Raw genomic sequence first — 17,909 nt, forward strand, 5'->3', positions numbered from 1 at the left:
CGCGCACGGCGGCCGATGCCGCTCCCGCCGGATTCCGGCACGTCACAAGGATTTCACGATGAAAATGCTATACGCCCTGCTGCTGGCGGCAGCCGGCGCGCCGCCGGCCGTATCCGCACCGGCGGACCAGCCAGCGCCGCAACCCTACCGCTCAACTTTTGCCGCCTACCAGCGCCAGCCCGAACCCGGGCAAACGCCTGACCAGTACTGGCTCCAGGCCAACCGCACGGTGGCGGGCTCCGGCCACGCCATGGGCCACATGGGCCACACGGATCAGACCGGCCATGGCACGGCTGGCCACGACGCCATGAAACGCGACGCCATGGACCACAGCAAAATGCACCACGGCAAACAACCGGACGCGGCCCCGCCGCCCGCCCAGCACCAGCACAAGGAACATTGACATGGCAGCCAACGTGATCACCCGCATCGCCGGAGCAACGGCGCTGGCGGTACTGGCCGGCTGCGTGTCGGTGCCGGCCGATGGCGGCGCCGGCAAGGCAGCCGCCTACGCGGCCGACCGCCTCGGCCAACCGGCCCCGCTGGCGATGGCCGCGCCGGACAATGCCGCCACCACGGAAATCCAGTCGCTGCTGGCGCAGCCGCTGACGCCGGACGGCGCCGTCCGCATCGCGCTGCTCAACAGCCCCGCCTTGAAAGCATCGCTGGCTGAACTGGGCATGACGGCCGCGGACGTGGCGCAGGCGGGGCGCCTGCGCAATCCCGGCATCGGCTTTGGCCGCGTGCGGGGCGGCGGCGAGACGGAAATCGACCGCAGCGTCACGTTCGATATCGCCGGCTTGCTGACCCTGCCCGCCCGCACCGGGATTGCCGGGCGCCAGCTGGAACGCGCCCAACTGGCCGCGGCCGGCCAGGCCGTGCAATTGGCCCACGACACGCGCCGCGCGTGGTACACGGCCGTCGCGGCGGCGCAGAGCGCCGCCTTTGCCGGGCAAGTGCGCGAGGCGGCCGAAGCGGGCGCCCTGCTGGCCGACCGCATGCGCAAGAGCGGCAACTGGTCGCGCCTGGACCAGGCCCGCGAACGCGCATTCTATGACGACGCCATCACGCGCCAGGCCCGCACCAGCCACGAGGCGCTGGCCGCCCGCGAACAGCTGGCGCGCCTGCTGGGCCTGGAGCGCAGCGACGGCATCCGCCTGCCGGAGCGTTTGCCGGATTTGCCCGCCACGCCGGTGGAACCGCAACAGGCGGAACGCGAGGCACTGGAACGCCGTCTCGACGTGCTGGCCGCGCGGCGCGAAACGGAAAGCGCCGCCGCCGACCGGGACCTGACACGGGTCACCCGCTTCGTCAACGTGTTCGACGCCGGCTACGTCAACAAGAGCGCGACCGGCATGCCGCGCCAGAATGGCTACGAAGTGTCGCTGGAGTTGCCGCTGTTCGACTGGGGCGATGCGCGCGTGGCGCGCGCCGAAGCGCAGTACCTGCAAGCCGTGCACCGCGCCACGGACGCCGCCATCCGCGCCCGCTCCGACGTGCGGGTCGCGTATTCCGGCTACCGCACCGCGCATGACATCGCCCTGCACTACCGCGACCACGTGGTCCCGCAGCGCAAGAAGATTTCCGAGGAAGTGCTGTTGCGCTACAACGGCATGCTGGCCTCGGTCTTCGAATTGCTGGCCGACGCGCGCGAACAACTGAACAGCGTTAACGAATCCATCGAAGCCCAGCGCGATTTCTGGATCGCCGACACCCAATTACAGGCCGCGCAACACGGCGCGGGAGTACAGCCATGACGACACGCCGACATTTCCTTCTCAACGCGGGCGCCACCGCCGTCGCCGCCGCTGCCGTCACCAAGGCCGGCGCGGCCACCTTGCCGGAAGCGCCGACGATGTCCAATGCGGACACCCACGTGCCGCCACCGCCGCCCAACGGCCGTCCGTTCAACCCGGTGGTGACCTTGAACGGCTGGTCGCTGCCATGGCGCATGCGCAATGGCGTCAAGGAATTCCACCTGGTGGCCGAGCCCGTCGTACGCGAACTGGCGCCCGGCATGAAGGCCAACCTGTGGGGCTACAACGGCCAGTCGCCCGGCCCCACCATCGAAGTGGTGGAAGGCGACAAGGTGCGCATCTTCGTCACCAACAAGCTGCCGGAAATCACCAGCATCCACTGGCACGGCCAGCGCCTGCCCAACGGCATGGATGGCGTCACGGGCCTGACGCAGCCCGCCATCGCACCGGGCAAGACGTTCGTCTATGAATTCGTGGCGCGCCGCCCGGGCACCTTCATGTACCACCCGCATGCCGATGAAATGACGCAGATGGCGATGGGGATGATGGGTTTCTGGGTCACGCATCCGAAAGACCCGGCGCTGCACGCGGTGGACCGCGATTTCGTGTTCCTGCTCAACGCCTACGATATCGAACCGGGCAGCTACACGCCGAAGACCAACACCATGCTGGACTTCAACCTGTGGACCTTCAACAGCCGCGTGTTCCCCGGTATCGAGTCGCTGAACGTGCGGCAAAACGACAAGGTCCGCATCCGCGTCGGCAACCTGACGATGACCAACCACCCGATCCATATCCATGGCCACGAATTCGTCGTGGCGGGCACGGACGGCGGCTGGGTGCCGCCGTCGGCGCGCTGGCCGGAAGTCACCACCGATATCGCCGTGGGCCAGATGCGCGCCATCGAATTCACCGCCAGCGAACCGGGCGACTGGGCCTTCCACTGCCATAAATCGCACCACACGATGAATGCCATGGGGCACAACGTGCCGAACCTGATCGGCGTCGACCACAGCGGCATTGCGGAAAAGATCAACCGCATCGTGCCGGACTACATGGTAATGGGCGACAAGGGTGGATCGATGGGCGGCATGGAAATGCCGCTGCCGGAAAACACGTTGCCGATGATGACGGGCGAAGGCCCGTTCGGCGGCGTGGAAATGGGCGGCATGTTCACGGTCATGAAGGTGCGCAAGGACCAGAAACGGGGCGATTATTCGGACCCGGGCTGGTACCGGCATCCGGCCGGGTCGCTGGCGTATGAATGGACCGGGGAGCTGGCCGAACCCGCGCGCTCGGGCGACGCGGGCAAGGCGCTGATCGCATCACCGCACGGGCAGCATGGCGCGGAGGTGGAACTTACGGTGCGCAAGCCATCCGGCAACGCCCACTCGGGACATTGAACCTGTAGGGCGGTTTCCGCTTTGCGGAAGCCGCCATGCCGGCACCGCCACCGAGGCGCGCGATCGTGGTAATGCACGCATGGCGGCTTGATGAAACCAAACCGCCCTACGGAATTTAACGGCGCGGGCCGCGATCAAAACGCCCCGACGTAATTCTCCGCCAGCGCCGTCGCCAACTGCCGCGACGCCACGATGTTGTCCAGTTCCGCGCGCTGCATCTGGCGTTCGAACGGCGTGGCGTCGGCAAACGTGTGCATCAGGCGCGTCATCCACCACGAGAAATATTCCGCGCGCCAGATCCGTTTCAGCGCATCGGCCGTGTAGGACTGCAGCAAGTCCTGCCTGTTTTGACGGTAAAACTGTTCCAGCCCCCGCGACAGCAGGCGCACGTCGGAAATCGCCAGGTTCATGCCCTTGGCGCCGGTCGGCGGCACGATGTGGGCCGAGTCGCCGGCCAGGAACAGGCGGCCCGACTGCATCGGCGTCGACACGAAGCTGCGCATGCCGATGATGCCCTTCTGGAAAATCCTGCCTTCCTTGACTTTCCAGCCATCGTTGTGTTCGAGCCGCGCATGCAGTTCGGCCCAGATGCGGTCGTCGGACCAGTTCTCCACCTTATCGCTTGGATCGCACTGGAAATACAGCCGCTGCACCGTCGGCGTGCGGGTGCTGACCAGCGCAAAGCCCCGCTCGTGCTGCGCATAAATCAATTCGTCGGATGACGGCGCCGATTCCACGAGGATGCCGAACCAGCCAAACGGATAAATGCGCTGGCAATCTTCGCGTCCCGCAGCCGGCATGGCCGGGCGCGACACGCCGTGGAAGCCGTCGCATCCGATGACGAAATCCGCATCGATACGGGCGGCTTCGCCGTTGTGCACGAACGTGACGTAAGGGTTGGCGCCGTCGACACCGCCCGGCACCACGTCCGTCACCTGGAACAGCAACTGGCCGCCAGCGGCCACCCGCGCCGCCACCAGGTCCTTGATGACTTCATGCTGCGGATACACGGTGATGGCCTTGCCGGTCAGGCCCGTCAAATCGATGCGGTGGCGCCGGCCGTCGAATTGCAGGTCGAAACCATGATGCAGCGCACCTTCCTTCTTCATCCGCTCGCCGACACCGGCTTCCGTCAAAATATCCATGCTGCCCTGTTCCAGCACGCCGGCGCGGATGGTGGCCTCGATGTCTTCGCGGGAGCGCGATTCCAGCACGATGGACTCGATGCCTTGCAAATGCAGCAGGTGGGACAGCAGCAGGCCGGCAGGACCGGCGCCGATGATGGCGACTTGGGTACGCATGGTGATCTCCTTGATTGATGGTGTTGTTCGTTGCGTGGAACGATGGAGCTATCGTAGAGGCGCGCGGCGCGGAAAAGAATGGATGGTTTCGCGAATTACTTGTACTATTTTCACACCAGCAACCCGTGATGAAGGTAATCCGCCATGGCACGCCAGCCACGCACACCGCAGCAAGACGTCCCCCAGTTCGCGCTATACGGCGAGCAGCAGCGGGCGGAAGGTGCGGAACTGGTGCACATCGAAACCATCCAGGCGCGCAGCCGCCTGCATGACTGGCACATCGGACGCCACACGCACAAGGGATTGTTTCAGGTACTTTTTTTAATGAAGGGACATGTCCGCGCGGCGGTGGGCGACGCCGTGTGGCTGCGCAGCGGCCCCGCCGTCATCACGATCCATCCGGCACTGGAACACGGTTTCGACTTTTCCGAGGAAGCGCAGGGTTACGTGCTGACCATCGATGAACAACTGGTCTATTCGGCGGGCCGCGACCGCGGCGATTTATTCGCGCCGCTCTTTATCCAGCCGCTGGCCATGTCGCTGGAAACCATGCCGGAGCTGCACGCGCGCATTGCCGCGCTGCTGGAGAGCCTGATGGCGGAAGCCGCGTGGCCCCATTACGGCCACGCCCACCTGCTGGAATGGCTGGCGTGCAGCGTGCTGGTGCTGTTGACGCGGGCGTTGGCGGAACACCAGTTCGCCCAGCAGTCCGGCCGTGGCGACTTCGAACTGTTCAGCCGTTTCCGCGCCGTGGTCGAGCAGCGCTACAAGGAACAGTGGCAAGTGGGCCAGTACGCCGACGCCCTGCACATCTCGCCGATACGGCTGAACCGCCTGTGTTTGAAGGTCGCGGGCCAGACCGCGTTCGATATCGCGCAAGACCGCCTGATGCTGGAAGCGTGCCGCAAGCTGACCTATGCGCCGTCGCCGGTGGCCAGCATTTGCTATGAGCTGGGGTTCCAGGATCCGGCGTATTTCAGCCGGCTGTTCAAGAAGCGCATCGGCCTGACGCCGAAGCAATTCCGCCAGCAAAGCCAGGCCGGCGAAGCGTGAGCGACCGCTTCAGCCGGCCGGTTCGCCGATTCTTCGTCATCGGCTTTGAACAGGGCGGAAACACTGCCCATGGATAGCTTCTGCATGGAACATACTTCTTAAACATAAGCAATTTGACTTATAATGAAGCGTTAACCAATCCGTTATGTTGTCGCCATGCCCATCAGGAAACAAAAAGAATTCATCGAAGCCGTACAGGAAGCCGCGGAGCAGCCGCTGAAGCAAGACCACCTGCTCAGCCTGGTCGGCTACAACTGCCGCCGCGCCTACCTGACCATCGTGCCGCTGTTCGACGAGCGAATGGCCCAGTACAACCTGAAGCCGGCGGAATTCTCGGTGCTGAGTTTGCTGAAGGCGAATCCCAACATCACGCAGAAGCGCCTGTCGGCCGCCGTGAACGTATCGCCGCCGAACCTGGCGATCATGCTGGACAAGCTGGAACAACGTGGCCTGGTGCTGCGCCAGCGCAACCCGCTCGATAAACGGTCGCAAACCCTGATCCTGACGGAAGCAGGGACCGAACTGTGCATGCAGTCGGAACGGACCACGGGGGAACTGGAAGCGGAAGCGACGGCGATGTTGACGGACCAGGAGCGGGCGCAGTTGCTGGGGTTGTTGCAGAAGATCTTTGTGCGGGAGTGACGCGCAGGATCACCAACCCCGCGTCGCCACCCGCGCCGCCGCCAGGTCCCACGCCGCCTGCCCCACCGTCTTGAACACCGGCGTCCGCCCGGGACGAACAACATTGCCGGCCAGGATATCGCCCAGCGCGTGCACGCCGGCCCAGTCGACGCCAGCCTGGATCAAGTCGCCCGCCTCATGCCGCGCGCCATCCACGTCGTCCACCACGATCCCGCGCGCATGCAGCAAGGACGGCGGCAACTCCGCCATGCTCTTCCTGAACGCGCCGACGCCGATGGCCAGCGTATCGTCGGACAGTTGCGCGGGAATCACGGGTACGGTCGACGTGGTCAAAGCAATCACCACATCCGTTGCGGGCGCGGCGTCCGGCACCGCATGCGCGCGCGCCTCGATACCCGGATACCGGGCAGTCAGTCCGGCGGCAAACGCTTCCGCCCGCGCCTCCGACGTGCCCGTCACATGGAATTCGCCCACGCCAAAGTAGGCAATCAGGGCGTCCGCGTGGGCCAGCGCCTGTGCCCCGGTACCGATCAACAGCACGGACGAGGGCCGGCGCGGCGCCAGCGTTTCAATGCCCAGCAATGTCATGGCGGCCGTCCGTCGCGCCGTCACCGTCGGGCCGTCCAGCAGCGCCAAGCGGCGCCCGGTGGCGGTATCGAACACGATGACTTCGCCCTGGATCGCCGGCAAGCCATGCCGCGCATTGCGGCCATGCACGGTAACGAGCTTGGTGACGCTGATGTCAGCCGCCACCGCCGGCATGCACAGCAGCACGCTGTCCGCATCGATGGTGACGACCTTGCGCTCCGGTGCGGCGATGTCGCCGCGCGCCAGGCCGATCGCGGCATGCGCCACGGCGGGCACCAACGCCGAGTAGGGTAATGCTTCGGCCGTGCGGCCAGCGTCAAGTATGTGCATGGGTAGCCCGTTTTCGGTATTCGTCCGGCGTTTCACTGGTCAGGCGGCGGAACATGGCGATAAAAGCCGACGCGCTGGCATAGCCGAGGTCCAGCGCCACCGCTTCCACCGTCTGCCCGGTTTCCAGCAGCGCCATCGCGCGCACCACGCGCAGGCGCTGGCGCCAGTCCGCCAGGGTCATGCCCAGTTCGCGCTGGCAGCGCCGCATCAGCGTGCGCTCGGTGGTGTTGGCTGCCTGCGCCAGCTCTGCCACGGAACGGTTGTCGGCGGGATCCGCTTCCAGCATGCCCAGCACGGCCGCCAGCAACGGATCGTCCGACATCGGCAAATAACTGCCGACACACTGCGCCGTGGCCAGTTGATCCACCAGCACGCGCAGCAGCCGCTCGTCGCTGGCGCTGCGGGGGTGGCCGGGGGGATGCTGGCGCAAGTGTTCCAGCATGGCGCGCACCAGCGGACTGACCGCCAGCGCGCATGTGGTTTTCGGCAGCGCGCCACACAATTCTTCAGCGATATAGAGAGAACTGTGTTCCGCCGCCAGCCGGTTCTGGCCGATATGTTCGACCCGCGCCGGCAGCCAGATGCCGTACTGGGGCGGCGCCAGGTAATGGCTGTCCGCCAGTTTCACTTCCATCACGCCGCTGAACGAATACACGAATTCGCCCCACTGGTGGCAATGCCACGGGTAGATCGTGTCGGCCGGCACCTGCACGGCGCGGAAATAAATCGGCGCGGGCAAGGTATCGGTAAAGGGCGGCATCCGTACGTGCCGGGGCGGCGTGGCCATAATTTTCCTGGTGCTTGGCGGGCTGGCGCTATAGCTTGTCGGATTTAAACTATATCAAGCAAAGCTGCCAGGCGCATAATAAACTTAGTTTATTGATGAAGGAATCGCCGTGGACACGCGCAAAACACTGGACGGGCAGGCCATCGGCATGATGGCGCTGCTGTGCCTGACCTGGAGCCTGCAGCAAATTGCGCTGAAAGCCACGGCGCCGGACGTCGCCCCGCTGTTGCAGATCGCACTACGCTCGGGCATCGCCGCCGTGCTGGTGGCGCTGCTGATGGCTTACCGGCGCGAGCGCTTCACGGCGGGCGCACTGCGTCCCGGCATGCTGGCCGGCTTCCTGTTTGCCTTTGAATACCTGTTGCTGGGCGAAGGGCTGCGCCATACGACGGCCGGCCACGCGGTGGTTCTGCTGTATACGGGCCCCATCTTTGCGGCGCTCGGCCTGCACTGGAAGCTGCCGTCGGAGCGGCTGGCGCCGGGCCAGTGGATCGGCATTGCGCTGGCGTTTGGCGGCATCGCCGTGACGTTCATCGGCCGCCAGGGATCGCCGCGCGACATGGCCGACATGCTGGCCGGCGACTTGCTGTGCGTGGCGGCGGGCGCCGCCTGGGGGGCCACCACGGTGGTGATCCGCTGTACGAAACTGTCGTCCGCGCCGGCCACGGAAACCCTGCTGTACCAGTTGCTGGCCGCACCCGTCATGCTGTTGCCGGCTGCCGCCGCGCTGGGCCAGTTGTCGTTCAACGCCACGCCGCTGGCCATCGGCAGCCTGGCCTTCCAGTCCGTGGTGGTGTCGTTCGCCAGCTTCCTCGCGTGGTTTGCCATGCTGCGGCGCTACCTGGCGTCCCGCCTCGGTGTGTTTTCCTTCCTGACGCCCCTGTTTGCCGTGGCGCTGGGCGGCTACCTGCTGGGCGAGCATATCGAGCCGAACTTCATTGCGGGCGCGCTGCTGGTGCTGGCCGGTATCGTGCTGGTCAGCGGCTACGGCTGGATCGTGCAAGGCATCCACGCACTGCGCAGGCCCGTGCCCGATCCGGAAGTGTGACAATGCGCGTACTTTCGGGCCCCAGCTTGCGGCGATAATGCTGGCTTTTACCTGTACCAGCCACATCATGCCTATCTTTGGTCTCGGACTTCACATCCTCGTCGCGCTGCTGTTTGCCGTGCACGCGGTACGCACCCACCAGCAACTGTACTGGCTGCTGATCCTGTTCTCCTTCCCGATGCTGGGCAGCGTCGTGTATTTTTTTGCCATTTATCTGCCCGATTCCCGCCTCGAGCATGGCGCACGCAAGGCCGTCGCCGCGGCGGCCCGCACGCTGGACCCGGGCCGCGAATTGCGGGAAGCGCAAGCCGCGTTTGAATTCACGCCCACCGCGCAAAACCAGATGCGCCTCGCCTACGCACAGCTCGACGCAGGCAATGCTCCGGAAGCCGCCAGTACCTTTGAATCGTGCCTGAGCGGCGTGTTCGGCGCGGACCTGGAAGTGCGCCGTGGCGCGGCCCGCGCCAGCCTCGCTTGCGGCAGGACCGACGCGGCCATCGCGCACCTGGACTTCATTCGCCGCGCCGATCCGGGATTCCGCGCGGAAGAAACCGCCATCCTGCGCGCCCAGGCGCTCGGTGCGGCGGGACGCGCCGCCGACGCCAGCGCCGCGTTCGCGGAGGCGCTGGAGCGCTTCAACAGTTTCACTGCGCGTGCCGAATACCTCATCTGGGCGCGCTCCGTTGGCGACCAGGCGCTGGCGGACAACCTGCGCCAGGAACTGGAGCGCACCATGCAGCACTGGAACCGGCATACGCGGGAAATGCATGCCGACATGCTGAAGCGCCTCGGTATGTAATCCGGTGCGGTTGCCGGCCGCTTAACGCGGCGCGGCAGGCTTCAAAATTGCATCCGCGCGGGCTTTATCCTGCGCGGTCAATCCCGGCGCCAGCTCCTTCAATGCCGCCCCCGCGGACGCATGGCCGGACGATTTCGCCAGGTTCAGCCACACATACGCCATGGCCACGTCTTTCGTCCCGCCCTGTCCTTCCGCCAGCATCACGGCCAGGTTGAACATGGCGTCGGCCTGGCCCTGCGTGGCCGCCGCGTTGAACAACTGACGGGCCGTCGCGTAATCCTGTTTCACCAGTTGCCCTTCATAAAAATACGTGGCCAGCGCGCTTTCCGCATCCGGCTGCCCCTTGACCGCCGCCTGTTTGTACAGCGCCAGCGCACGCTGCGGATCGGCCGCCACGCCGTGGCCCAGGTCAACCATCCGCGCCGCGCCATACAGTGCACCCGCATGGCCCGCTTTCGCGGCCGCCGTGAACCAGGCGCCGGCCTGCCGGTAATCCTGCGCGATGCCGGGAGCGCCGTCGTTGTACAGCTGGCCCAGCTGGTATTGGGCGGGAACGTAGCCCGCCTCGGCTGCTTCCCGGAACAGGTCGCGCGCCCTGGCGGCGTTTTTCGGGCCGCCGAATCCGGACAGCGCCGCCATGCCCAGCATAGTGGTGGCGGGAACAAAGCCATAATCGGCGGCTTTGCCATACCACCGCGCTGCCTCGCCGGCGCTGCGCGGGCCGCCGATCCCCGCCATGGCCATTTTCGCCAGCAGCATGGCCGCCTCCACCCGCGCATTCATCAGTTCCGGATACGCGGGATCGAACACGAGACGGTCTTCGACCGGGTGATAGCGCATGTCGATGATTTTCAGCAGCCATGTCCGCGCCTGCGCGGGATCTTTTGGCGTGCCCAGTCCATGCAGGTGCATTTTACCCAGCATCAGCGCCGCTTCATCCGTGCCCAGCTTGGTGTACGCCGTGTTGAACAGCGCCAGCGCCGCCGTGTAATCTTCCCTGTCCAGCGCGGCCAGCGCCTGCGCCATGGATTTATCCTTGCGCTCGATGCGGTTGCGGCCCGCCGCGAAGTTCAAATCGTTGTTGCCGCACTTGACGGCTGGCGCCATCGCATCCGTCGCGGGCGCCGGGTCTTCCACCGACGTGGCGTCCGTTATCTTCGCCACATTGCCCAGCGGGCTGGCTTCATCGATGCGTTCGGACGGGTTGGACATGCTGTCGTCCAGGTTAAAGTCGCGCATGTAACGCAACGTGACGTCATCGTCGTTCGCACTGTAGCTGCTCATGAAGTTGCACGATGACCCCAGTTTGCGCGACAGCACGCGGCTGCGGGCCGTGACGATATTGCGCGGATCGTCGGCGATGGCTTTTTTGCCGTTCACGGTGATCTGTGCGGTGGAGGTATCCTGCTGCGCCATTACCGGCAATGCCAGCAGGGCCAGCAGCGGCGCATAGCGCCGCGGTGCATTGGGCATCATGGGTCCTTTTCAATAATCGTGGACCATGGTAATACCGGGGTTCAGAGGGAAATGTGCATCGGGGTGATTATTTGAACGCCTCGCGTGGGCCGGTGCAGCTCCCCCCGCGGCAGCGGCCTCGTTCGTACTCGTGGCGCCTCGTTTTGCCTCGCCGACTGGCAGCAACCTGCAAGAAACGGCCCGTTGCTTGCTAGGGGCGCCGCCAGGGCCACGAGGCAAAACGAGGCATGGAGAGTACGAACGAGGCATTCACCGCGAGGAGACAACGCCCCCGGGTGAACAGCTCAGGTGCTGCCCCGTTCGATCAACTCAAACCCCGTATCGATGACTTGCGGCCCGGCCACGGTGGCGCCGGCCGGCAGCGCCAGCCGCTGCAACAGCATATCGGCGGCCAGGCGGCCAATCGCGTGGCCATCCACCCGCACGCTGGACAACGACGGATACGTATGGGCGGCAAAATTCAAGTCGCCAAAGCCGAGGATCGCCAATTGGTCCGGCACCTTGATGCCCCGGCTGGCCGCCTCCGTCAGCGCACCCTGCGCCAGCGTGTCGGAACTGCACACCACCAGTTCCATGTCCGGCGCGGATGACAGCAAGCGGGCGCACCCTTCGCGGCCCAGTTGCAGGCTGGCCGGCACCGCCACGGTTTCCGTCGCCACCACGCTGACGCCCTGGCGCGCCAGCGCCGCCTGCATGCCCTGGTTGCGGCGCGCGGCGCGGGGATCGTTGGCCGTCAACAGCGCGATGCGGCGGTAACCCCGGTCCAGCATGCGCTGCGCCACCGTCTTGCCGACTTCCTCGTGTGAAAAGCCCACCAGCATGTCGATCGGCGACGGCGTCAAGTCCCACGTTTCCACCACGGGAATGCCGGCTTCGGCCAGATGCTTGCGGGTGTTGTCCGAATGCAGCGTGCCCGTCAAAATAATGCCGTCCGGCCTGCGGCTCAACACGGTTTCGACGAGGATTTCTTCGCGCCACAATTCATAGCCGGCCAAGCCCAGCATCAACTGGTAGCCGCCATCGGTCAGCTTGTCGCTGGCCGCCTGCACCATGTCGGTAAAGATCGGGTTCGACACCGTGGGCAGGATCAGCGCCACCAGCTTGCTGCGCCCGCCTTTCACGGCAGGCGCGCCGGTCGGCGCGGGATTCTTTGCATAACCGGTCTCGCGCACGGCCGCCTGGATGCGGGCCAGCGTACCGGGCCGCACCAGTTGCGGCTGGTTCAGTGCGCGCGACACGGTGATCGGCGACACCCCGGCCACCCGCGCCACATCGATCAGCGTGGCGCTGGTGATATGGCGTGGTTCGTTATCGTCCGGGGTGATGGTTTCCATGGGGCGCTCGTCAATAAAGACGCAATTTTACCCGCTGCGCCATGATCGGCAAGCTCAGGCCGCCCGCTCGGGTTGCCCGTTATGTGCATTTGCCACCGAAGTGCCTTTCAGCTCGAAGCGGCGGATCTCGCCCACCACCAGCAGGTAGCACAGGATGGCGACCAGCGCATTGGCGCCGACAAACACCAGCGCGCCTGCAAACGACCCCGTGGCCTGCAGGATGTAGCCGATGACGATCGGCGTCGTGATGCCCGCCGTATTGCCGAAGGTATTGAACAGGCCGCCGCTGAGGCCACCCGCTTCCTTGGGCGACGTGTCGGACACGACAGCCCAGCCCAGCGCGCCAATGCCCTTGCCGAAGAACGCCAGCGACATCACCGCCACCACGACCCAGTCCTGTTCCACGTAGTTACAGACGATCATGCTCATGGCCAGCAGCATGCCCGCCACGATCGGCGTCTTGCGGGCAGCCGACAGCGAATAGCCCGCCTTGATCATGCGGTCGGAAATCACGCCGCCCAGGATGCCGCCGAGGAAACCGGCGATCGCCGGCAAGGCCGCCACAAAGCCCGCCTTGAGGATCGTCATGTGGCGTTCCTGCACCAGGTACACGGGGAACCACGTCAGGAAGAAATACGTCAGGGTCGTGATGCAGTACTGGCCGATGTACACACCCAGCAGCATGCGACTGGCCAGCAATTGCCTGATGGTCCCGGCCGTATCGATTTTCACCGCCACGCGCTGCGCGGATTCCAGGTCCACCAGGCCGCCGCCCTGCTCGATGTACGCCAGTTCGGCGGCATTGGTGCGCGGGTGATCGCGCGGGCCGTAAATGGTTTTCAGCCATACCGCGGACATCAGGATGCCCAGCGCGCCCATCACATAAAACACGCTTTGCCAGCCCAGGCTGTGCACCAGCCAGCCCATCAGCGGAGCAAACAACACGGTGGCGAAATACTGGGCGGAATTGAAGATCGCGGCCGCCTTGCCCCGTTCCGCCGTGGGGAACCAGGCCGACGCGATGCGGCTGTTGCCGGGGAACGAAGGTGCTTCCGCCGCCCCCACCAGCAGCCGCAACGCAAACAGCGCCGCCACGGCGGTGCCCCCGGTCAGGAAACCGACCCCGCCCATCATCAGCGTAAACAGCGACCACAGGAAAATACTGAAGAAATATGTGATTTTCGAACCGAACCGGTCCAGCAGCCAGCCGCCCGGCAATTGCGCCAGCACATACGACCAGGCAAACGCCGAGAACACAAAGCCCATCTGCACCGGCGTCAGGTGCAAGGTTTTGCTCAGTTCAGGCCCGGCAATCGAGACCGTGGCGCGGTCCGCGTAGTTGATGGTGGTGATGAGAAATAGCATCGCGAGGATGCCCCATCGGGTACGGGTGGCCTGCCGGCCGGTCTGGTGTTGCGCTTCCATGCTGTCTCCTCAATGATTTGCAGTAAAACGAGTGAATATCATTTTCAATCATTTTCTGTCATACAGTATAGGCACAGCTCCGTGGAAAACGCAAATCCGGCCATTTTCGTACTTAACCGTTTTTATTCAATTACTTAAGCACAATCCACTGGACCGGAGACGAAAAAATATTTGATAGCCCTTGCCAAATGATGGCGCGCAAATTACGATTGAAAATGAAATTTGACGCAACAACCACTGAAACACATCATTTTCAATCATTCGAGACAGAACATGACCACGATCACCCCCGTTATCAGCGCCATGCGCGTTATCCCCGTCGCCGGCCGCGACAGCATGCTGCTCAACCTGTCCGGCGCCCACGGCCCCTACTTTACGCGCAACCTGGTGATCCTGACCGACAGTTCAGGCAACACCGGCGTTGGCGAAGTGCCGGGCGGCGAAGGCATCCGCCAGACCCTGGAAGATGCGCGTGACCTCGTGATCGGCCAGCCGATCGGCCAATACCAGGCCATCCTGAACCGCGCCCGCACCGTCTTTGCCGACCGCGACAAGGGCGGCCGCGGCTTGCAAACCTTTGACTTGCGCATTGCCGTACACGCCGTGACGGCGCTGGAAGCGGCCCTGCTGGACCTGGTGGGCAAATTCATGGGCGTACCGGTGGCGGCCCTGCTGGGCGAAGGCCAGCAGCGCACCGAAGTGGAAATGCTGGGTTACCTGTTCTATGTGGCCGACCGCAACAAGACCGACCTGCCCTATGACGCTGATCCGGACGCGGCCGACGACTGGCTGCGCCTGCGCCACGAGGAAGCCGTGACGCCGGACGCCGTGGTGCGCCTGGCCGAAGCGGCCTATGCGCGCTATGGTTTCAAGGACTTCAAGCTCAAGGGCGGCGTGTTCCGCGGCGAAGAGGAAATTGCCGCCGTCACGGCGTTGGCCGAACGCTTCCCGGATGCCCGCGTGACACTCGACCCGAACGGCGGCTGGCTGCTGAAAGATGCGATCCGCCTGTGCCGCGACCAGCACCACGTGCTGGCATATGCGGAAGATCCGTGCGGCGCGGAAGACGGCTATTCGGGCCGTGAAACCATGGCCGAGTTCCGCCGCGCCACCGGCTTGCCGACCGCCACCAACATGATCGCCACCGACTGGCGCCAGATGGGCCACGCGATCCAGCTGCAATCGGTCGACATCCCGCTGGCCGACCCGCACTTCTGGACCATGCAAGGTTCCGTGCGCGTGGCGCAACTGTGCGACGCCTGGGGCCTGACGTGGGGTTCGCATTCCAACAACCACTTCGACGTGTCGCTGGCCATGTTCACCCACGTGGCGGCCGCCGCGCCCGGCAAGATCACGGCCATCGATACGCACTGGATCTGGCAGGATGGCCAGTACCTGACCAGCAACCCGCTGCAAATTACCGGCGGCAAGGTGCAGGTGCCGACCACGCCGGGGCTGGGCGTGGAACTGGACATGGACGCCGTCGAGAAAGCCCATCAGCTGTATCGCGGCATGGGCCTGGGCGCGCGCAACGATGCCGTGCAAATGCAATATTTCATTCCCGGCTGGAGCTTCGATCCGAAGCGCCCCGCCTTCGTCCGCTGAGCACACCTAGCGGTGCATCAGGCGCCGCGGCCCGCCGTCCAGCAGGCGGCGGATCAGTTCCGGGCTCGCCCGGTGCTGCCGCAAATAGCGCTCCGCCTCCGCTTCGCCCACCAGCGCCAGCAAGGCCAGCGCGCGCTGGACCCGCTCGGCCATATGCCGGTTGGCGCGCTGTTCATCGGGGGGCGCGCCATCCCCGCTTTGCTCATCCTGTTTCCCCACTAGCGGCTCCTTCACTGCAAGCGGCCAGTATGGACCGATGCGGGTTGCGCACCATCCGATTTCCCTATCGGGCGCGGCGGACGCCTAAAGGAAGGCTATGCACGCCGTACCGGTGTTCCGGCATGCCGGTCACACCGTTCGCATATGCATGACGTACTGGTTGCGGCCCCGGTGCTTGGCCTCGTACATGGCGGCATCGCTGAGGCGCAGCAACTCGTTGGCGTCTTGCGCATCGCCCGGGTAGTAGGCAATACCGATGCTGGCCGACACCCTTGCCGGACTGCCGCGCGACAGCGGTATCGGGACGCAAATGGACAGCAGCGCCCGCGCGGCCACGTCTTCCGCTTCGCCCATGTCATGCAAATCGGCCAGCAACAGCACGAATTCGTCGCCGCCCAGGCGCGCCACCGTATCGTTGGCGCGCACCGACTGCTGCAAGCGCCCGGCCACGGCCAGCAACACTTCATCGCCCGCCTCATGACCGTACTCGTCATTGACAGCCTTGAAACCGTCCAGGTCCAGGGAACAGACCGCCAGCGGCGCAGAGGTCCGTTTGCTGGCGACGATCGCCTGGCTGAGCCGGTCATGCAGCAGGCGCCGGTTGGGCAGGTGCGTCAACGGATCGCGGAACGCCAGCATCTCTATTTCATCCTGGCGCATGCGCTGTTCGGTGATATCGGTAAACAACGACACATAATGGCTGACTTTGCCATCAGCGCTGTCAACCCGGCTGACCGACAGGTAGGCGGCGAACAGCGTGCCGTCCCTGCGCCGGTCCCAGACCTGCCCGTCCCAATTGCCGGTACTGTTCAATGCCGCCCACATGCGCTGGTAAAACGCGTCGTCATGCCGTCCGGACTGCAGCATGCGCGGGTTCCTCCCCAATAATTCGTTGCGGCCATATCCGCTCATGGACTGGAACGCGCGATTCGCTTCGATAATGCGCAAGTCCGCGTCGACGATCAGGATCCCTTCGGACGTGGCGTCAAACACGCTGGCCGCCAGTTCCAGCCCGCGCTTGCTGGCTTCACCGGCTGCCTGCATGCGGTTGAATTGCAGCGCCAGCCGGGCTATCTCGCGCGGGCCGCCAACGACGGCCCGCGCGCCGGCAATGCCCTGCTCCGCCTGCTCGGCAGCCAGTTGCAATCCCCGCAGCGCCTGCACCGCTTCCCGGTGCAGCCACCACGCCGCAACGACGCCGGCCGCCAGCACCACGCCGATTGCCGCAGCCGCAACGGCCAGCCGCCCCGCCATGCCGGCCATCAACGATTGCTCTGTCACGCCGGTGATGGATGTCCACCCCGTCGTCGGCGAGTAATGATGCGCCAGTTGCGCCGGCGCACCTGACAACGAGCGCGCGGCAAACACGCCTTCCGACGCCGCCCCGATCGCGGCCCGAACTTCCGGCGCGGCTTCGCGCCCGCGCATAGCCCCGCCGGCGCTATGCGCGATCACCCTGCCGTTCCGGTCCACCAGCGCGGCTTCCCGGCCGCTTTCCGACACCTGCCGGGAAAAATAACTGTCCAGCGCCGCTGCGGGGATGCCATAGACCAGTCCCCATCCGGGCCGGCCATAACGGGCCAGTGGCAGGAATACCGCCACATACGGCTGTTTTGACACGGCGCCGATGAACAAGGGGGAGACGGCCGGCTGGCCGGCAGCGAGTGCCGGTCCCAGCGCATCGGCCACACCGCCGCGCGGCAGCGGAGAGCCATAGGGCAACAAGGTATTCATCAATTGCCGCCCATCCCGGTCCAGCAGGACGATGGCGCCGCCTTTGCCTGCCGCACTGGTTTCCGTGGCCTGGCGCTGGAACGCGGCCAGGTCGCCATCAGCCAGCAGCGGCGACGTCGCCAGCGCCTGCAGGCGCGCCAGGCTTGCTTCGGCGACACCATCAAACACCTGGGCCAGCGCACGCGCTGAATTCAGCGTTTCCTCTTCGGCATCCACATACGCTTGCCACTGCAGGAACACGATGAATACAGCGCCGGTGACCAGTCCCGGCACCAGCACCAGGCACAACAGCCATCCCAGGCGGCTGTACCGGGCCAGCGCGCCATTGCCTCGCCCAACCTTCCATCGCAACATCTGAATTTCTCCCGTGCGGACCACCACGGCATCCAGTGTGCGCTGCCGTTCTGC

The 17,909-nt window shown here is 65.2% G+C and carries 16 protein-coding genes; 8 read left to right on the plus strand and 8 right to left on the minus strand.

Translation table 11 applies throughout. From position 1 onward, the window contains the following. Positions 1-58 precede the first annotated feature (58 nt). Genes GJ700_RS18375 through GJ700_RS18385 form a run of 3 tightly spaced genes read left to right on the plus strand, consistent with a single transcriptional unit; the run spans position 59 to position 3,160 of the window. Entirely contained in the window at positions 59-403 is a 345-nt protein-coding gene (locus tag GJ700_RS18375; RefSeq protein WP_154376495.1) for a hypothetical protein, read from the plus strand. Position 404: 1 nt separating this feature from the next. Then, positions 405-1,757: a TolC family protein gene (locus GJ700_RS18380; RefSeq protein WP_154376497.1), complete on the plus strand. Its 1,353-nt coding sequence runs from the start codon at positions 405-407 to the stop codon at positions 1,755-1,757. Further along, positions 1,754-3,160: a multicopper oxidase family protein gene (locus tag GJ700_RS18385; RefSeq protein WP_154376499.1), complete on the plus strand. Its 1,407-nt coding sequence runs from the start codon at positions 1,754-1,756 to the stop codon at positions 3,158-3,160. The genes GJ700_RS18380 and GJ700_RS18385 overlap by 4 nt, the downstream gene beginning before the upstream one ends. A gap of 134 nt (positions 3,161-3,294) precedes the next feature. Here GJ700_RS18385 and GJ700_RS18390 read toward each other — a convergent pair whose 3' ends face one another. After that, positions 3,295-4,461, minus strand: a complete 1,167-nt coding sequence (locus GJ700_RS18390; protein WP_154376501.1) for a 4-hydroxybenzoate 3-monooxygenase — start codon at positions 4,459-4,461, stop codon at positions 3,295-3,297. A gap of 144 nt (positions 4,462-4,605) precedes the next feature. Here GJ700_RS18390 and GJ700_RS18395 point away from each other — a divergent pair, with 144 nt between their 5' ends. Both GJ700_RS18395 and GJ700_RS18400 read left to right on the plus strand, forming a co-directional pair. Continuing rightward, positions 4,606-5,514 carry a helix-turn-helix domain-containing protein gene (locus GJ700_RS18395; RefSeq protein WP_154376503.1) on the plus strand — a complete coding sequence of 303 codons (909 nt, stop codon included), beginning with the start codon at positions 4,606-4,608 and terminating at the stop codon, positions 5,512-5,514. Between the two features lie 156 nt (positions 5,515-5,670). After that, entirely contained in the window at positions 5,671-6,156 is a 486-nt protein-coding gene (locus GJ700_RS18400; protein ID WP_154376506.1) for a MarR family winged helix-turn-helix transcriptional regulator, read from the plus strand. A gap of 9 nt (positions 6,157-6,165) precedes the next feature. Here GJ700_RS18400 and GJ700_RS18405 read toward each other — a convergent pair whose 3' ends face one another. After that, positions 6,166-7,074, minus strand: a complete 909-nt coding sequence (locus tag GJ700_RS18405; protein ID WP_154376508.1) for a delta(1)-pyrroline-2-carboxylate reductase family protein — start codon at positions 7,072-7,074, stop codon at positions 6,166-6,168. Further along, entirely contained in the window at positions 7,061-7,861 is an 801-nt protein-coding gene (locus GJ700_RS18410; RefSeq protein WP_154376510.1) for an AraC family transcriptional regulator, read from the minus strand. Before GJ700_RS18410 ends, GJ700_RS18405 begins: the two co-directional genes overlap by 14 nt. A gap of 109 nt (positions 7,862-7,970) precedes the next feature. Between GJ700_RS18410 and GJ700_RS18415 the strand changes: the two genes are divergently transcribed. Further along, the gene (locus GJ700_RS18415; RefSeq protein ID WP_371868025.1) at positions 7,971-8,909 is read left to right on the plus strand and encodes a DMT family transporter; all 939 of its coding nucleotides are present in this window, start codon (positions 7,971-7,973) and stop codon (positions 8,907-8,909) included. Between the two features lie 67 nt (positions 8,910-8,976). Beyond that, on the plus strand, positions 8,977-9,708 hold the full coding sequence (locus GJ700_RS18420; RefSeq protein ID WP_154376512.1) for a hypothetical protein: 732 nt from the start codon (positions 8,977-8,979) through the stop codon (positions 9,706-9,708). A gap of 21 nt (positions 9,709-9,729) precedes the next feature. Here GJ700_RS18420 and GJ700_RS18425 read toward each other — a convergent pair whose 3' ends face one another. The 3 genes from GJ700_RS18425 to GJ700_RS18435 form a co-directional block, all read right to left on the minus strand. Further along, complete coding sequence (locus GJ700_RS18425; RefSeq protein ID WP_154376514.1) at positions 9,730-11,184, minus strand: SEL1-like repeat protein; 1,455 nt, start codon at positions 11,182-11,184, stop codon at positions 9,730-9,732. A gap of 284 nt (positions 11,185-11,468) precedes the next feature. Next, positions 11,469-12,518 (minus strand): LacI family DNA-binding transcriptional regulator, encoded by a 1,050-nt coding sequence (locus tag GJ700_RS18430; protein WP_154376516.1) that lies wholly within the window; start codon positions 12,516-12,518, stop codon positions 11,469-11,471. Positions 12,519-12,572: 54 nt separating this feature from the next. Next, positions 12,573-13,943, minus strand: a complete 1,371-nt coding sequence (locus tag GJ700_RS18435; RefSeq protein WP_154376518.1) for an MFS transporter — start codon at positions 13,941-13,943, stop codon at positions 12,573-12,575. Between the two features lie 273 nt (positions 13,944-14,216). Between GJ700_RS18435 and gudD the strand changes: the two genes are divergently transcribed. Further along, on the plus strand, positions 14,217-15,548 hold the full coding sequence (gene gudD, locus GJ700_RS18440; RefSeq protein WP_154376520.1) for a glucarate dehydratase: 1,332 nt from the start codon (positions 14,217-14,219) through the stop codon (positions 15,546-15,548). 6 nt (positions 15,549-15,554) lie between these two features. Here the strand turns inward: gudD and GJ700_RS18445 are convergent, their stop codons facing one another. Continuing rightward, the gene (locus tag GJ700_RS18445; RefSeq protein ID WP_154376522.1) at positions 15,555-15,767 is read right to left on the minus strand and encodes a hypothetical protein; all 213 of its coding nucleotides are present in this window, start codon (positions 15,765-15,767) and stop codon (positions 15,555-15,557) included. Between the two features lie 129 nt (positions 15,768-15,896). Further along, entirely contained in the window at positions 15,897-17,855 is a 1,959-nt protein-coding gene (locus tag GJ700_RS18450) for a diguanylate cyclase domain-containing protein (protein WP_154376524.1), read from the minus strand. Between the last annotated feature and the right edge of the window lie 54 nt (positions 17,856-17,909).

Origin of the sequence: Pseudoduganella rivuli (genome assembly GCF_009674485.1) — a bacterium.
GTDB lineage: Bacteria > Pseudomonadota > Gammaproteobacteria > Burkholderiales > Burkholderiaceae_D > Rugamonas > Rugamonas rivuli_B.

What these genes read in the sequence shown, in the direction of transcription:
- GJ700_RS18375 (WP_154376495.1), top strand. Translation starts at nt 59, where the DNA reads ATGAAAATGCTATACGCCCTGCTGCTGGCGGCAGCCGGCGCGCCGCCG.
- GJ700_RS18435 (WP_154376518.1), bottom strand. Translation starts at nt 13,943, where the DNA reads ATGGAAGCGCAACACCAGACCGGCCGGCAGGCCACCCGTACCCGATGG.
- GJ700_RS18425 (WP_154376514.1), bottom strand. Translation starts at nt 11,184, where the DNA reads ATGATGCCCAATGCACCGCGGCGCTATGCGCCGCTGCTGGCCCTGCTG.
- GJ700_RS18450 (WP_154376524.1), bottom strand. Translation starts at nt 17,855, where the DNA reads ATGTTGCGATGGAAGGTTGGGCGAGGCAATGGCGCGCTGGCCCGGTAC.
- GJ700_RS18385 (WP_154376499.1), top strand. Translation starts at nt 1,754, where the DNA reads ATGACGACACGCCGACATTTCCTTCTCAACGCGGGCGCCACCGCCGTC.
- gudD (WP_154376520.1), top strand. Translation starts at nt 14,217, where the DNA reads ATGACCACGATCACCCCCGTTATCAGCGCCATGCGCGTTATCCCCGTC.
- GJ700_RS18405 (WP_154376508.1), bottom strand. Translation starts at nt 7,074, where the DNA reads ATGCACATACTTGACGCTGGCCGCACGGCCGAAGCATTACCCTACTCG.
- GJ700_RS18430 (WP_154376516.1), bottom strand. Translation starts at nt 12,518, where the DNA reads ATGGAAACCATCACCCCGGACGATAACGAACCACGCCATATCACCAGC.
- GJ700_RS18380 (WP_154376497.1), top strand. Translation starts at nt 405, where the DNA reads ATGGCAGCCAACGTGATCACCCGCATCGCCGGAGCAACGGCGCTGGCG.
- GJ700_RS18410 (WP_154376510.1), bottom strand. Translation starts at nt 7,861, where the DNA reads ATGGCCACGCCGCCCCGGCACGTACGGATGCCGCCCTTTACCGATACC.
- GJ700_RS18400 (WP_154376506.1), top strand. Translation starts at nt 5,671, where the DNA reads ATGCCCATCAGGAAACAAAAAGAATTCATCGAAGCCGTACAGGAAGCC.
- GJ700_RS18395 (WP_154376503.1), top strand. Translation starts at nt 4,606, where the DNA reads ATGGCACGCCAGCCACGCACACCGCAGCAAGACGTCCCCCAGTTCGCG.
- GJ700_RS18420 (WP_154376512.1), top strand. Translation starts at nt 8,977, where the DNA reads ATGCCTATCTTTGGTCTCGGACTTCACATCCTCGTCGCGCTGCTGTTT.
- GJ700_RS18390 (WP_154376501.1), bottom strand. Translation starts at nt 4,461, where the DNA reads ATGCGTACCCAAGTCGCCATCATCGGCGCCGGTCCTGCCGGCCTGCTG.